This window comes from Caulobacter sp. ALps2, assembly GCF_058681635.1.
The window spans coordinates 104,697-118,421 of the sequence record NZ_JBZWKE010000002.1; the positions used below are offsets into that span (position 1 = coordinate 104,697).

The following is a 13,725-nucleotide window of genomic DNA, read 5'->3' on the forward strand; positions in this document are numbered from 1 at the left end:
TCGCGCCATCCCCAAGGCCCTGGGACGCCGGGACATGACGGCCGACCTCTTTTCCACCGAGACGCCGAGCGGACACTGGCTGTTCGACCTGGCGATCGACCATCTGCCGGCCATCGACGGCTTGACGCCGGTGGCCGGGTTCAAGGCCACGGGTCGAACGCCCGAGGAAGTCGCCGCCGTCGAACGCGCCGCCCAGTATGGGGCGGCCGCGGTGTTCTTCGAGGCGGGACGCAACGGACGCGCGCCGGTGGCGCAAGCCTTCATCTTCATTTCCGAGCCCGGAGGCGACGACGCCTTCGCCGAGCTTCACAAACGCCTGTGGAGCTGGGGCGGCGTGCCGCTCGTCTACCGCAAGGTCGGCGGCGCGGTGCAGCTGTTCCGCTGCGCGCACGATCCCGACTTCATGGCGGCCGACGGCCGTATGGTCTGCAAGCCCTTTCGAACGCTCGACCTGGCGGGCCGCATCGCCCGGGCCGAAGCCTGGTGGGACGCGGCCCAGTTGCGCAACGGCACGCTCTGGGACGATCCGGCGATCTGTCACCTGATGCTGTCGGCCCAGAAGGCCGCCCATCGCAAGCTTGTGGACGCGGTGCGGGCGCTGAACGCCGAGCTGATCGCCCAGTCGATCCTGCCGGTCGAGCTGCGTCGGCGTCTGCTGATCCTGTCCCTGCTCATCGCCTATCTCGAGGAACGCGACGTCCTGCGTCCGGCGTTCTTCGGCGACTTCCAGCCCCAGGCGACGCGTTTCTTCGAGGTGCTGCGCCAGGCGCCGGCCCTGATCGCGATGCTGAAGGAGCTGGAGGCGCGCTTCAACGGCAACATCTTCTCGCTCACGGCGGCCGAAGAGACCGCCCTGCGCGGCAGCGGCGACCTTGAGCGTTTCGCCCGCCTCGTCGAGGGCCACGAGGCCCCCGGCGGACAGCTCAGCTTCTGGCGGCTCTACTCGTTCCGCGACCTGCCGGTCGAGCTGATCAGCCATATCTACCAGCTCTTCGTCACGGACGCCGACAGCTCGGTCTACACCCCGCCCATGCTGGTCCGGCTCATGCTGGACGAGGCGCTCAGCTGGGAGCGCATAGAGCGCCTCCTGGCCACCGACCAGGTGATCCTCGACCCGGCCTGCGGTTCGGGGGTCTTCCTGGTGGAGGCCTACAAGCGCCTCGTCCTTTACTGGCGCAGCCGAAACGATTGGGAGCGGCCAGGCGTGGACCAGCTGCGCGCTCTGCTGGGCCGGGTTCATGGCGTCGACCTTGAGAAGGGCGCGGTGGAACTGGCCGCGTTCAGTCTGTGCCTGGCGCTCTGCGACGCGCTCGAACCGGCGGAAATCCGCTCTAGCGTGAAGCTGTTTCCACGCCTGGGCGGCGTCTCCCTGCATCACAGGTGCTTCTTCCAGGCCAAGGAAGAGGGCTTGGTTGGCGCGCCCGTCGGGGTGATCCTCGGCAATCCGCCGTTCGAGTCGGCGATGACCACGACGGCGGCCCAGCGCAGCTACGAGGCCTACCAGGCCGAACATGGCGACCTCGCCGACAAGCAGCTGGCCTATCTGTTCCTGCATGAGGCCACGGCGATGCTGGCGCCTGGCGGGCTGATCAGCATGATCCAGCCGTCGGGCTTCCTCTACAACCAGCTCGCGGGGCCTTTCCGCGCCCGTTATTTCGCAAGCTGGAACGTGCGCGAGGTCCTCGACTTCGTGTCCGTCCGGGGCCTGTTCAAGAAAGGCGAGGCCGACCCCAAGATCGTCATCGCCGTGGCCGAAAGCGCCGCGCCCGAGCCCGACCGAACGCTTCTCCACGCCGTCTTTCGCCGCAACGGTCGAGCGGAGGCCGAGCAGGGCTTCGAAATCGACTACTATGACATGCACTGGCTGCCGCGCGGCGCGATCGGCGAGAGCGCCGACGTCTGGCGCGCCAACCTCCTGGGCGGCCCCCGGGTTCTGAGCTTCGTGCAACGCCTGCGCGGCTTGCGGACGCTGGGCGACTATGCCGAGGCCGAAGGCTGGGACTATGGCGAAGGCTTCATCGCGGGCCAGAAGGGCATCGACCGGCCGGCGGATCACCTGATCGGCAAACCCTTGCTGCCGACCAGGGCGCTGTCGGCCGACGGTCTGGACGAGGCCGCCGTCACCACGGTTCCGGCCCAGAAGATCAAGGACCCGAAATCGGCGCGCCGCTTCACCGCCCCCCTGCTGCTGATCAAGGAACACCAGGACCTCTTCCGCGGCGTCCGCGAGCAGGGCTATCTGACCTTCAAGGACGAGATCGTCGGTTTCGCCGCTCCGGTTCGCGACCTGCAAAAGCTCCGTGGGGTCGAGCACTGGATCGACCGCAACGACGTCGCCTTGCGCGCGTACGCCGCCGGCGTCAGCGGCCGCCTGTTCAATCGGCGCGCGACCTCGATCGCCAGCGCCGACGTCCTGGCCATCCCGTACCCAGAAGGCGAAGACCTCGAGCTGAGCGACAACGAAGCCCTGCTGTGCGCGGACATCGTGAAGTATATGCGCGACTTTGTGCGCCGGGGCAGCGACGCCCCGGCGATGAGACGGCCGGCCGACGACGGGCTGGGGGACTTCGCCGAGGTCTTCGTCCGCCAAATCCAGACGGTCTATCCCGACCAGCCGTTCAAGGCGCTGCCCGCCTTCCATTGGCCGGGCGTGGTCTGCCAGCCGTTCGTCTTCGGCGCCGGTGACGTCGACTGGTCGGGGTCGGACGCCCTGGCGGGCCAGGTCGATGGGCTGTTGCGCGCCCAGAGGGGCCAGAGCCTGTCGGTGACCCGCGTCGCCCGCCTCTACGATGGCCGGTTCACCTTCATGCTGAAGCCCAACCGCCTGAGGTTCTGGCTGCGATCCGTCGCCCTGCGGGACGCCGACGAGATGCTTGCCGATCTACGCCTGCAGGGGTTCTGACGCGTGCTGGCCGACAGTCCTCCGGTCTCGATCGGCGCGGGCGCCTTCGCCCCGGACGTCCAGCGCCCCGCGGGATTCAGGCGCAATCTGATCGGCTTCATCGCCCAGGAACTGCCCAAATGGCGGGACCATCCGCAGCGGCGGCCCGAGACCGCCGAGACCATCCTGACCTCACAGCTGTGCGCCCACCTCAACAGCGCAACGCGACTATCGCCGGGCTGGGACATCCTGCAGTTCCGCGTCGAGGAGCCCGACGAACAGCATAGGGGCCGCAAGATCGATCTTGTCCCCGCCCCCAGCGGGGCGACGATCTGGATCGAGGGGCGCGCCCACTCCCACTACGACAGCCTGCTGCCGATCGAGTGCAAGCGCCTCCCCGTCCCGCCCGACCCGCGCCGGGACGCCCGCGAGTACCTGCACAGCGCGATGTCGACGACCGGCGGGATCCAGCGCTTCAAGGCGGGACATCACGGCGGCGCCCACGACGAGGCGCTGATGATCGCCTACGTGCAATCCGACACCCTCGATCAATGGGTCGAACGCATGGGCGACTGGGTGGCGGGTCTCGTCGCGGACGCCGGCCTGGACTGGACCGACAGCGAAACCCTGCGCAGCGTCGCCCGCCCCGAACCGTTTCTGATGCGGTTGGAATCGACCCACGGCCGCGCCGGCGCCCTGGCCGCCATCCAGATCAGCCACCTGTGGATCGACATGGCCGCGCAAGTCGTGGCGCAACATCACAGCCCGTGACCATCGGCCGGGCGCGCGACGGCCGATCGTGCGGCCGCCAGCGAGTTCAGCCTTCGCCATGACTGCGGCGCGGAGATGCCGGGGACACTCAGGCGAGCCCGAGACCGCGAAGCCAGGCGTTAACCTGTCCGAAGGCGTCCGTCTGCCACTGGTCCTCGTCGCGATCGTCCAGGATCTTCCCCTCGGCGGCGAAGCGCGCGACGCTCTTGGGCCCATGATAATCGCGCTCGAGGAACTTCTCGGCGATGATCTTGTAGGCGGTCAGCGCTTCGGGGTCTTCGAGAAGCGGCGCGCAGTCGGCGACCAAGGCCTCGACGCCGCCGGGATAGTTCCTGACGCAATAGTAGATGTCGTAGGAGTCCTTGTCCTTCAGGCGTCCCTTCAGGGCGAAGCCCTTCATCGCCAGCAGGGCCGGGATCGAAGCGACCTTCATCTCGATGCGGTTCTTGCCGCCCCTGGGCATTTCGCCCTCGAGGGGAAGGCCCTGGCTGAACGCCATCGCCAAGCGGGCGCCGTCCGCGCGCTGAACGGCGAACCCCTCCACGAGCGGAGGAACGTTCTTTTCGTACTTGGCGTCGCGCGGCATCAGGAAGTCGACGACGATCTGGATCGGCGGGCCCTCGTCATTGGCCTCGATCGTGCGGATCATCTGGAATTTCTTCGTCGGGTCCTCGTTGTGCGCGTAGCCGTGCTTCCTGAGTTCATCGACGAGCTGGGCATATTCGCCGTCGCCCAGGGCGATGGGATCCAGGCTCAGGTCGACGTCGAGCGAGCCGATATGGCGCATCTGGGGGTTGTCGAGCAGCAACCAGGGCACAGCGCCGCCGACGACCACGAACTTGTTGCGGTAGCTGCCCAGGATCTGGCCAATTTCCAGCAGCACGGACTTGACCGCCTTGATCGTGCGGTCGTCGTAGGCATAGGCGGGGGGATGGTCTTCAATCACGGTCTTGGCCATTGGAGCTCCTGGTGGCGGAGGAACTCCGCGGCTTCGCGGCCGCGATCGCCGCTGTCGTTGAGGTCGAGATAGGTCTGGACCGGCGAGGTCGTCACGATCTGCGGGGCCGGCCTGACCGCGTCGAGCAGGACGCCCTCGTCGTCCAGGACGGTGACCAGCACATTGGCCCCCTTGGCGGTCTGGGTGAGCGAAAGCGCCGCCTCCAGCTCCGACAGGATGTCGGGCCAGGCGTAGAGGTAGGTGGTCTCGCTGCGGCCGTATGGCGCCAGCCAGTTGGCCGCCGAGTAGGAGGCCATGGCCAGCCTGGGCGTTTCGCCGTCGCGGGCCATCAGGGCCTTGAGCTTGGCCAGCAGCGCGTCGCCGTGATGGATCGTGTAGTAGCGACGCGATTGGCCGGGCGCCTCGTAGGCCTCCCGCCAGGCGTCGAGAAGCCCGTCCGCATCGGTCAGGACCAGGCCGTCGGCCGTGGTGCTGGCCCATTCGCGATCCAGCAGACCTTCCTTGACGTTGTGGACCTGACCCAGGCTGACCCGCGCGCCCTCGGCGATTTCCTTCAGGCGCGCCGGGCGGTCCGGCGCCTTGAGCAACCAGCGCAGGACGCGCGCGGACTTGGGCTTGAACAGGGACTTCAGATCCCTGCGCTCCACCGCCGGCTTGTCGGCGACCGACCGCTCGATGAAAAGATTGTCCAGCGCCAGCCGGTAGTTGCCGTAGAGATCCAGGTAGTGGACGCCGGCGTCCACGCACAGTTGGCGGGCCTGCTCGGAGATGTAGGGCGCCATGAACACCAGTTCGGCCCGGGGACGGGTCAGGGACCAGTGCTTCAGCTGGTCGATCGCCAGGCGGGCGGTGCGCGGATGGCCGTCGTTCTTCACTTCGCAAACCAGACGGTAGTGACGGTCGGCGACGTCGACATCGAAGACCGCGTCGACGCCGCGGTCTTCGATGGCGGCTTCGCGCGCCACGTTCTGGAGACGGGCGATCGGGACGTGTTCGATCAGCTCCGCCAGGGCGGCGACCGTCTCCTGCTCCGTTTTCATTGGATCGGGGTATTTCAACATGCGTTGAAAGTGCGCCATATACTGAAACTTGTCAACAGTTTCACCGCCTATGGCGTTTTCAGCAAACGATGAAACGGCCTATTCCACTGAAATTCAGCAGCGCGACGCGGCGCGCGCATCCGCCATGGGGGCGTCGATCGAACCCCGGTGCAAAGCTTCGAGGTCTTAAACCTAGTGAGGTTTGACCGCCTGGTCGCCACGCCAAGGCAAATTGTCAGGACACGCGCTTTCCGCGACCCTTGACCCTCTGTGCAGCCTAGGGTCAATAGGACCTATGGTTGTAGCGTTTCGGCTTATCCCCGGCGGAAAATCGCATGATTGAGCGCCTCACCGACCGGGAGCGCCAAATGCTCGACCTGGCCGCGCAGCACCTGACCTCAAAGCAGATCGGACCCCTGCTCGGCATCCGGCCGGCTTCGGTCGACACCTTCATGCAGACGATCATCCGCAAGCTGGGTGTGGCCAGCCGCAAGGAGGCGGTGATCGCCTATATCACCGCGGCGCGGGGGGATCGGGATGATCTCGACTTTGGATCATCGCCAGTGGCTGGCGCCGGCGGCTCGCGACCAACTGGCGCTGTCATTCGGGACGGTGATCACGACCCCCTCCCCAACTCGCCCGAGGCCCCACAGGCCCTCGACGACGGGATGGGTGGAGCTCAATCCGAGCGGCTTCGGCCCAAGGCCGACCGCCTGGTGCGACGGGGTCTGCGGTCCCCGGCCCGGAGACTGGTCGCCATTGCGATCGCCGCGATGATCTTGGGACTCGTCACCCTCGGCGCCGCCGCCGTGGGCTACATCCTAAATCGTTCGATCGATCGGATGCTGGGCGACCACGGCAACCCCCCGTCGGGCCGGGCAGGCCCCAACCAGAGTAGGTTCAATGCAGAATTTGACCACGGCGCGCGTCGCCAAGCAGCTGTTTTCGGCTGAGGACGCGCTCGATCGCACGCTCGGCGAGACGGCCAAGCTCATCACCTCCCTGTGCGAGGCGCGCATCGCCAACCGGCTCCCGGCCATCGCCGGCCAACGCGTGATCGGCGGCGCCGCCGAGGCCCTGGCCGCATTGGAGCGCGCGCGCCGCAGCGTGCTCGACACCCATGCGGGCCTGGCCGACCTGCGCGAGGAGTACGGCTTCGAAACGCTCGCCGCCGGCGTCCTGCACAAGCCGGAGGGCGTCGCGCCGCAGGGCGCGCTCGAGGCGGCCGCCTGAGCCGATCGCCGCGTGTTCGCCTGGTCTCCCCTCGTCTTCGCCATCGCCATGGTGCTGGTCTGCGTGGCCGCACTTATTCGGGGGCGCTGGGAGGAGAAGGTCCTGGGCGCGGTCTATCTGGCCGCCTGCATGGCGTCGCTGGCGGTCGAGAAACGACCCTGGACCGGACCCCAGGGCGCGGTGATCGCCATCGACGCCGTCGTTCTGGGCGTGTCGGTCGCCGTCGTCCTCGGATCTGAAAAGCTCTGGCCAGTCCTCGCCGCGGCGTTCCAGGTCCTGACGGTCGGCGCGCACCTGGCCTTCATCACCGCCGAGGGGAGGCTTGGCGCGGCGGGTTATCTGACGGTTCTGGCGCTCTGGAGCTACGGCATGATCGCCTGCATCGCCTGGGGCGCGGGATCGCAAGGGCGGCCCCTCACCGGCCTGGACCTTCAAGATCTGAGGAAACGACTTGGACCGGCCGACCCCGCCATGGGCCTGAGAGGGTCGATGACGGGTGAGCCCGTCGCGCGCCGATGCGACGAGAGCTCGCTTTTATGACGTGTGTTGCCGGCGTTCGCGAAGAATCCGGCATGCGGAGTGTTCGCCGCTTGAGAACGGCCTGTGCTTTGAGTGCTGTCGACGAAACATGACGCCGGCTGGTTCCGTGCCAGCTAGGAGTAGAGTTCGTGAGCAATGTATTGTCACCGCGCCTGCGCCAGTGCCTGATCTTGGCAAGCAAAGGTCATACCGCCGTCGAGATTGGGTTCATCCTGGGCCTGTCCTACAGAACGGTGAACCAGTACCTGTCGGACGCCTATAAGCGCCTGGGCGCACGAAATCGCATGCAGGCGGTGGCGATCGCCATCCAGCGCGGGGAAATTCCGCCGATCGCGCTGGAGGACGCGCCATCCGAGCGGCCGCCGGCCCTTCCTGGCGGGTCCGCCCCTGGCGATCAACCCATTCCGCCCTGCGGCTAGCGACCCGCCCTGCCCGCCAGATCCTCGGCCAGGCCTCGTCCTGGACGCCGCCCCGCGCGTCCAGGACGAGGCCTGCGCGCCCGCGCCCGAAAACGCCGCCCACGCGCCAAGCTTCAGCACTGAGACTCTGCGGGTGGAAGTCCGCACCCGCAGGACTGCCACCCGCATTTCCTCGGAATTGTCGTCCCCATAACGGGTTTGCCAGGGTCGGTTCGACTCAACCCGAGGCGCCCATGATCTCCGCCCAACGCCGCCACCGCCGCTTGCGCTCAGCCGCCGCCAACCTCGCGATCGGCCTGACCCTGGCCCTGCTCGTGTTCGAGCCGGCCTGGGCCGGGGGAACGGGCGGCGGCATGCCTTGGGACAACTGGCTGACCCAGATCGCCGACTCCATCACCGGACCGGTGGCCAAGGCCATCGGGGTGATCGCCATCGCCGTCACCGGCCTGGGGGTGGCCATCTCCGAGGGCGGCTCGTGGGTGCGCAAGGGCATGCAGGTGATGTTCGCCCTGTGCATCGCGTTCTCCGCCTCGACCTTCTTTCTGGGGTTCCTGGGCTTCACCGGCGGGGCGGCGATCTGATGGGCGCCCCGGACGGCTACGAGATCGACTTCCACGGCTCGCTCTCCGAGCCCGTGACCCTGGCGGGGGTGCCGCGCATGACCGCGGTTCTGATCGGCACCTTGACTGCGGTGCTGGCGCTGGGCCTGCAGGCGCCATGGATCGGCCTGCCGCTGGGCGCCGTGCTTTACGGCGCGGCGCTGTGGATGGCCAAGCGCGACCCCTACGTCTTTGACATCCTGCGCCGGCACCTGCGCCAGCCGACCCACTACGACGGCTAGGCGCTTATGCTGTTCCTCAACGAGTACCGCACGCGCTCGAGCCGGCTTTGCGACCACCTCCCCTGGGCCCTGCTGATCGCGCCGGGGATCGTGCTCAACAAGGACGGGTCGTTCCAGACGAGCCTGGAGTTTCGGGGGCCGGACCTGGCCTCGGCCACGCCCGCGGGGCTGATGGCCGTGCGCGCCCAGCTCAACAACGCCCTGCGGCGGTTTGGTTCGCGCTGGTGCCTGCACCTGGAGGCGGTGCGATCGCCCTCTAATTCCTATCCGGCCAGCGTCTTTCCCGATCCCGTAAGCCACCTGATGGACGAGGAGCGGCGCGCGGCTTTCGAAGCCGAGTCGGCCCATTTCGAGTCGCGCTATTTCGCGACCTTCACCTACCTGCCGGCCGCCGACGCCATCGGCCGGGCCGAGAGCCTCTTGGTGGAAAACCTCCCCCAGGGCCGGGGTGCGGACGCACTCTATCGCCTGGCGCTGGAGGAATTCAAGGCCACGGTCGGGGCCGTGCGCGACATCCTGGCCGGGGTCTTTCCGCTGGTGGCTCCGCTCGATGACGAGGCCACCCTCACCTATCTGCACGCCTGCGTCTCGACCAAGCGCCAGCCCGTGGCCCGGCCGCAGATCCCGATCTATCTGGACGCGGTGCTCACCGACGACGACTTCCAAGGCGGGCTCTATCCGCGCCTGGGCGACCACTATCTGCGCACCCTTTCCGTGCGGGCCTATCCGGCCGCCTCCTGGCCAGGACTCCTCGACCAGCTCAATGCGCTGGGCCTCTCCTACCGCTGGGTCTGCCGCTTCCTGCCGCTGGACAAGGAGGACGCGCGCCGGGCGGTGACCACCCTGCGCAAGCGCTGGTTCTCCAAGCGCAAGGGCGTCCTGGCGCTCCTCAAGGAGGCCATCACCCACGAGCCCTCGCTGCTGGAGGATCCCGACGCCCTGCAAAAGACCCAGGACGCCGACGCGGCCCTGGCGATCCTGGGCAGCGACGCGGCGGCCATGGGCTATGTCACCCCGACCGTGACCCTGACCGACCCGGACCCGGACCGGCTGGCCGCCAAAGTCCGGGCCGTGGACGCGGTGATCAATCGCGCCGGCTTCGTCACCAAGGTCGAGGACCTCAACGCGGTCGAAGCCTGGCTCGGCGGCCTGCCCGGCCAGGCCTATGCCGATGTGCGCCGGCCCATGGTCAGCTCGCTCAATCTCTGCGACCTGCTGCCGGTTTCGGCCATCTGGCCAGGCCCGCTGGTCAACGCCCACCTGACCGAAGAGCTGGAAAAGCAAGGCCGTCCGGGCGTCCAGCCGCCGCTGATGCACACCCGCACCAACGCCACCACGCCCTTTCGCCTGGACCTGCACCAGGGCGATGTCGGCCACACCTTCGTGGTCGGGCCCACCGGCGCGGGCAAGTCGGTGCTGCTCAACACCCTGGCCCTGCAGTGGCGGCGCTATCCCGGCGCGCGGGTGGTGATGTTCGACAAGGGCCGCTCCAGCCGCGCCGCCAGTCTGCTGGTCGGCGGCGGCTTCTACGACCTGGGCCCGTGGGGCGAGGCGCCGGCCTTCCAACCGCTAGCGCGGATCGACCGGAACGAAGAGCGTATCTGGGCGCAGGACTGGCTCCTGGACCTGCTGGCCGCCGGCGGCGTGGTAGCCACGCCCGCCCTTAAGGACGAGCTGTGGACGGCCCTGGCCAACCTCGCCTCGGGGCCGGCCGAGCAGCGCACCCTGACGGTGCTGGCCGCCACGGTCCAGGACCACGCGGTCAAGGCCGCGCTCAAGCCCTTCACACTGGACGGGCCCCATGGCCGGCTGCTGGACGCGGCAGAGGAGCGGCTGACCGCGCGCGACTGGCAGGCCTTCGAGCTGGGGGCCCTGATGGAGACGCCCGCGGCCCTGGGCCCCGTCCTGACCTATCTCTTTCACGTCCTGGAGCGCGGGTTCGACGGCCGGCCGACCCTGATCGTCTTGGACGAGGCCTGGCGGTTCCTGGAGTCGACCGCCTTCGCCCAGAAGATCCGCGAGTGGCTGTGGACGGTGCGCAAGCTCAATGTCTGCGTCGTCTTCAGCACGCTGTCGCTGTCGAGCATCACCGACAGCCCCATCGCCCCCGCGCTGATGGAAGGCTGCCCTACCCGTATCTTCCTGCCCAACCCCGAGGCCCGAACGCCCCTGGTGGCCAAGGCCTATGCCGGGTTTGGGCTCAACGACCAACAGATCGAGATCATCGCCGGCGCCGCGCCCAAGCGCGAATACTATTATCACAGCGCCGCGGGCGACCGGCTCTTCGAGCTGGGCCTTGGCCCTGTGGCCCTGGCCGCCGTCGGCTCGGCCAGCCCCGGTGACCAGTCGCTGATCGACAAGGTGCTGCGCCAGGCGGGACCCGAGGGGTTCGCCGCCGGCTTCTATCGGGCCAAGGGCTTGCCGGAGGTCGGCGACTTCCTCGACGAGGCCCGCGATGCGGCCTGACCTTGAGGCCGAACCCGCCCCGGTCGAGCGATCCGCGGTCCCCGCGCGCGCGCGACGCCTGGCGCGCCTGACCTTTGTCCTGTCCCTGGCGCCGGGGATGGTCCTGACCATGGTCCTGGCCCCGGCCCTGCGCGACCCGCGCCTCCTGCTGGTCGGCCTGGGCCTGATCGGGGCGGCGATCCTGGTCCGCCATCGCCTGGCCGACCTCGTCCTGGACTGGACCGGCGCGCGATCGGACCCGCCCTTCCCGACCTCGATCTCGGAGCCTCGCCCATGATCCCCTCCCGTCGCGGCCTGATGCGTTCGGGCCTGAGCCTTGCCCTGTCGCTGGGTGTTGGGCTTGGGACCGCCGGCGCCGCCGGCCAGGCGCGCGCCCAGGTCACCGTTTACGATCCGGCCGCCGTGGCCCAGGCGATCAAGACCGTCTCCAACGGGCTGTCGCAGATCCAGGCCCTGCAGAGCCAGCTGACCAACCAGGCGCGGATGCTGCAGACCCTGGGCGTGGACGTCACCGGCCCGTTGCGCGACATCGCCGGCCAGGCCACCACGCTGCTGCAGCAGGCCCGGGGGCTGGGCTATCAGGCCGCCAATATCAGCCAGAGCTTCGCAGACCTCTATCCGGACGATCTGAGCGGTCTGTCGGCCCGCGACCTGGCCGCGCGCCTGGCCAGCTGGAGCCAGAGCAGCCGTCAGACCCTGCAGGACGCCATGGCCGTTCAGAACCAGATCGTCCAGGCCCAGGGCGCGACCGGCCAGGCGGTGGCTTCGGCGGTCGGCGCCTCCCAATCGGCCGCTGGTCAGACCGCGGCCATCCAGGCCACCAACCAACTCCTGGCCGCGCTCTCCACCCAGCTGACCCAGCTGCAGACCCTGATGATCACCCAGGCGCGGCAGGCGGAAACTTGGGAGGCCGAACGGCGCGCCGTCGTCATTAAGAGCGAGGCCGACCGTCAGCGCAATTCGGCGGTGACCCGCGGCGCGCCTCGCTTCTCCGGAGACGTCCTGCAATGACCAAAGTTCAGACCACCCCCGGGCTTGTCCTGTCGCTGTGCCTGGCCCTGGCGGCCTGCGGCCAAGGTTCGGCCAAGGCCCCAGCCGAGGTCGCGGCCAAGCCCCCGACCGCCAAGCCAAAGCGCTGCCCCGACCCGGACATTCGCGACACGAACGACCCCTGCTCGGTGGCCTACGTCCAGCGCAAACCGGGCCGCCTGTCCGAACGCGACCTCCACTAGCCGCCGATGCAGACAGCCTCCCCCTCCGCCCTCGACGATTTCCTCGCGCGCTTCACCAGTCAGGTCGGAGCGGGGTTTGGCCTGATCAACGGCGACGTGCGAACGACCTTCGCGGCCCTGATCGTCATCAGCCTTGGCCTGTCGGCGCTGCTCTGGGCCGTCGACGAAAACGACAACGTGCCGGCCGCGCTGATCCGAAAGCTCTTGCTGTTCGGCTTCTTCGCCTGGCTGATCAGCAACTGGCATCCCCTGACCCTGACGGTGATCAAGGGCTTCACCGCCCTGGGCCTCAAGGCCGGGGGCGGTCGGATGAGCCTGAGCGACTTTCTCAACGCCCCGTCCAAGATCGTCTGGGACGGCCTGGACGTGGCCTTCGAGCTTTTGAAGTACATCGGCCGGCTGGCCAGCGAAGGCATGGGGGTGGGCTTCTTCACCCACATCGACACCATCTTGGTCACCGCCATCGTCATCATCGGCGTGATCCTGGCCTTCGTGCTCCTGGGCGTCGAAGTCGTCGTCACGGTGATTGAGTTCTACGTGGTCACCCTGATCTCATTCGTGATGGTGCCGTTCGGGATCCTCACCCAGACCGCGTTCCTGGCCGAACGGGCGATCGCCTACGTGCCGGCCGTGGGGGTGAAGATGATGGCCCTGGCCATGGTCGTGTCGATCGGCGAGCAGATCTTCTCCAGCTACATCGTCTCGCCAGACCCGACCTGGCAGGAGAGCTGCGGGCTGCTGGTCGCGGCCATCGTCTTTTTGATGTTGGCTCTGAAGATCCCGGCGATCGCCGCCGCCCAGATCACCGGGACGCCGCAATTGAACGCGGGATCGGCCGCCTCCAGCGTCGTGGGCCTGGCCGCCACCGCCGGCGGCCTGGCCCTGGCGGGCCGCTGGGCGATGGGCGGTATGGCGGCCGGCGCGGGGGCCAGCGCCGCCCGAGGCGCGGCCGGCCTGCGCGGCATGGGTGGCGGCCGTGGGCCCTCGGGCGGCGGCTCGCCCTCTTCCGGCGGGGGGCCGCCTGGCGGCGGCGCCTCGGGTGGCGGGGCGAGCCCCAGTCCGCCTTCGGGCGGCTCGCCGCCCGGCGGCGCCGCCCCGAGCCTGGCCAGCGTGGTGGCCAAGGCCAAGGCCTCGTTCTCCCAACCTTCGACCGATCCGGCGGCGCCCGCCGAGGGAGGCGGGAGCGACGGCGGCGGCCAGACACCGCCGCCCAGCCCAGGCCGCCGTGGCCGATCGCGTGGCGGCGGGGCGGTCAGCGGCGCGCGGCCGTGGCGCGAGGACGCCGCCGGCCAGCCGATCGGCATGCCGCAAATCCACCCGCCGTCCGAAGACCCTTGAGCCTCG

Annotated in this window: 15 protein-coding genes; 13 read left to right on the forward strand and 2 right to left on the reverse strand. The window is 68.7% G+C overall.

Annotation, left to right across the window (positions count from 1 at the left end):
- Positions 1-34: 34 nt before the first annotated feature.
- Together ACW173_RS25530 and ACW173_RS25535 are read left to right on the forward strand one after the other, a co-directional pair.
- A complete protein-coding gene (locus ACW173_RS25530) occupies positions 35-2,902 on the forward strand; it encodes an Eco57I restriction-modification methylase domain-containing protein (protein ID WP_492086203.1) in 2,868 nt (955 codons plus the stop codon).
- A gap of 3 nt (positions 2,903-2,905) precedes the next feature.
- Positions 2,906-3,652 carry a hypothetical protein gene (locus ACW173_RS25535; RefSeq protein WP_492086204.1) on the forward strand — a complete coding sequence of 249 codons (747 nt, stop codon included), beginning with the start codon at positions 2,906-2,908 and terminating at the stop codon, positions 3,650-3,652.
- A gap of 88 nt (positions 3,653-3,740) precedes the next feature.
- Here the strand turns inward: ACW173_RS25535 and ACW173_RS25540 are convergent, their stop codons facing one another.
- Complete coding sequence (locus ACW173_RS25540) at positions 3,741-4,610, reverse strand: hypothetical protein (protein WP_492086205.1); 870 nt, start codon at positions 4,608-4,610, stop codon at positions 3,741-3,743.
- Positions 4,595-5,650: a type IV toxin-antitoxin system AbiEi family antitoxin gene (locus ACW173_RS25545; RefSeq protein WP_492086206.1), complete on the reverse strand. Its 1,056-nt coding sequence runs from the start codon at positions 5,648-5,650 to the stop codon at positions 4,595-4,597. The genes ACW173_RS25540 and ACW173_RS25545 overlap by 16 nt, the downstream gene beginning before the upstream one ends.
- 335 nt (positions 5,651-5,985) lie before the next feature.
- Between ACW173_RS25545 and ACW173_RS25550 the strand changes: the two genes are divergently transcribed.
- The 11 genes from ACW173_RS25550 (at position 5,986) to trbL (ending at position 13,719) form a co-directional block, all read left to right on the forward strand.
- Positions 5,986-6,603 carry a LuxR C-terminal-related transcriptional regulator gene (locus ACW173_RS25550; RefSeq protein ID WP_492086207.1) on the forward strand — a complete coding sequence of 206 codons (618 nt, stop codon included), beginning with the start codon at positions 5,986-5,988 and terminating at the stop codon, positions 6,601-6,603.
- Positions 6,554-6,883, forward strand: coding sequence for a hypothetical protein (locus tag ACW173_RS25555; RefSeq protein WP_492086208.1), 330 nt, complete (start codon positions 6,554-6,556; stop codon positions 6,881-6,883). Before ACW173_RS25550 ends, ACW173_RS25555 begins: the two co-directional genes overlap by 50 nt.
- Before the next feature lie 12 nt (positions 6,884-6,895).
- Entirely contained in the window at positions 6,896-7,423 is a 528-nt protein-coding gene (locus ACW173_RS25560; RefSeq protein WP_492086209.1) for a hypothetical protein, read from the forward strand.
- A 128-nt stretch (positions 7,424-7,551) separates the two neighbouring features.
- Positions 7,552-7,842, forward strand: a complete 291-nt coding sequence (locus ACW173_RS25565; protein ID WP_492086210.1) for a helix-turn-helix domain-containing protein — start codon at positions 7,552-7,554, stop codon at positions 7,840-7,842.
- Between the two features lie 233 nt (positions 7,843-8,075).
- Positions 8,076-8,423: a TrbC/VirB2 family type IV secretion system protein gene (locus tag ACW173_RS25570; protein WP_492086211.1), complete on the forward strand. Its 348-nt coding sequence runs from the start codon at positions 8,076-8,078 to the stop codon at positions 8,421-8,423.
- Entirely contained in the window at positions 8,423-8,683 is a 261-nt protein-coding gene (locus ACW173_RS25575; protein WP_492086212.1) for a VirB3 family type IV secretion system protein, read from the forward strand. The genes ACW173_RS25570 and ACW173_RS25575 overlap by 1 nt, the downstream gene beginning before the upstream one ends.
- 6 nt (positions 8,684-8,689) lie before the next feature.
- Positions 8,690-11,149, forward strand: a complete 2,460-nt coding sequence (gene trbE, locus ACW173_RS25580; protein WP_492086213.1) for a conjugal transfer protein TrbE — start codon at positions 8,690-8,692, stop codon at positions 11,147-11,149.
- Entirely contained in the window at positions 11,139-11,426 is a 288-nt protein-coding gene (locus ACW173_RS25585) for a hypothetical protein (RefSeq protein ID WP_492086214.1), read from the forward strand. The genes trbE and ACW173_RS25585 overlap by 11 nt, the downstream gene beginning before the upstream one ends.
- Entirely contained in the window at positions 11,423-12,160 is a 738-nt protein-coding gene (locus ACW173_RS25590; RefSeq protein WP_492086215.1) for a TrbJ/VirB5 family protein, read from the forward strand. Before ACW173_RS25585 ends, ACW173_RS25590 begins: the two co-directional genes overlap by 4 nt.
- Positions 12,157-12,381, forward strand: coding sequence for a hypothetical protein (locus ACW173_RS25595; RefSeq protein WP_492086216.1), 225 nt, complete (start codon positions 12,157-12,159; stop codon positions 12,379-12,381). The genes ACW173_RS25590 and ACW173_RS25595 overlap by 4 nt, the downstream gene beginning before the upstream one ends.
- A gap of 6 nt (positions 12,382-12,387) precedes the next feature.
- Entirely contained in the window at positions 12,388-13,719 is a 1,332-nt protein-coding gene (trbL, locus tag ACW173_RS25600; RefSeq protein ID WP_492086217.1) for a P-type conjugative transfer protein TrbL, read from the forward strand.
- Positions 13,720-13,725 lie beyond the last annotated feature (6 nt).

Coding starts and splice junctions, on each gene's coding strand:
- ACW173_RS25550 (WP_492086207.1), top strand. CDS start 5,986: ATGATTGAGCGCCTCACCGACCGGGAGCGCCAAATGCTCGACCTGGCC.
- ACW173_RS25545 (WP_492086206.1), bottom strand. CDS start 5,650: ATGAAAACGGAGCAGGAGACGGTCGCCGCCCTGGCGGAGCTGATCGAA.
- ACW173_RS25570 (WP_492086211.1), top strand. CDS start 8,076: ATGATCTCCGCCCAACGCCGCCACCGCCGCTTGCGCTCAGCCGCCGCC.
- ACW173_RS25530 (WP_492086203.1), top strand. CDS start 35: ATGACGGCCGACCTCTTTTCCACCGAGACGCCGAGCGGACACTGGCTG.
- ACW173_RS25555 (WP_492086208.1), top strand. CDS start 6,554: ATGCAGAATTTGACCACGGCGCGCGTCGCCAAGCAGCTGTTTTCGGCT.
- ACW173_RS25590 (WP_492086215.1), top strand. CDS start 11,423: ATGATCCCCTCCCGTCGCGGCCTGATGCGTTCGGGCCTGAGCCTTGCC.
- ACW173_RS25595 (WP_492086216.1), top strand. CDS start 12,157: ATGACCAAAGTTCAGACCACCCCCGGGCTTGTCCTGTCGCTGTGCCTG.
- ACW173_RS25585 (WP_492086214.1), top strand. CDS start 11,139: ATGCGGCCTGACCTTGAGGCCGAACCCGCCCCGGTCGAGCGATCCGCG.
- ACW173_RS25540 (WP_492086205.1), bottom strand. CDS start 4,610: ATGGCCAAGACCGTGATTGAAGACCATCCCCCCGCCTATGCCTACGAC.
- ACW173_RS25575 (WP_492086212.1), top strand. CDS start 8,423: ATGGGCGCCCCGGACGGCTACGAGATCGACTTCCACGGCTCGCTCTCC.
- trbE (WP_492086213.1), top strand. CDS start 8,690: ATGCTGTTCCTCAACGAGTACCGCACGCGCTCGAGCCGGCTTTGCGAC.
- trbL (WP_492086217.1), top strand. CDS start 12,388: ATGCAGACAGCCTCCCCCTCCGCCCTCGACGATTTCCTCGCGCGCTTC.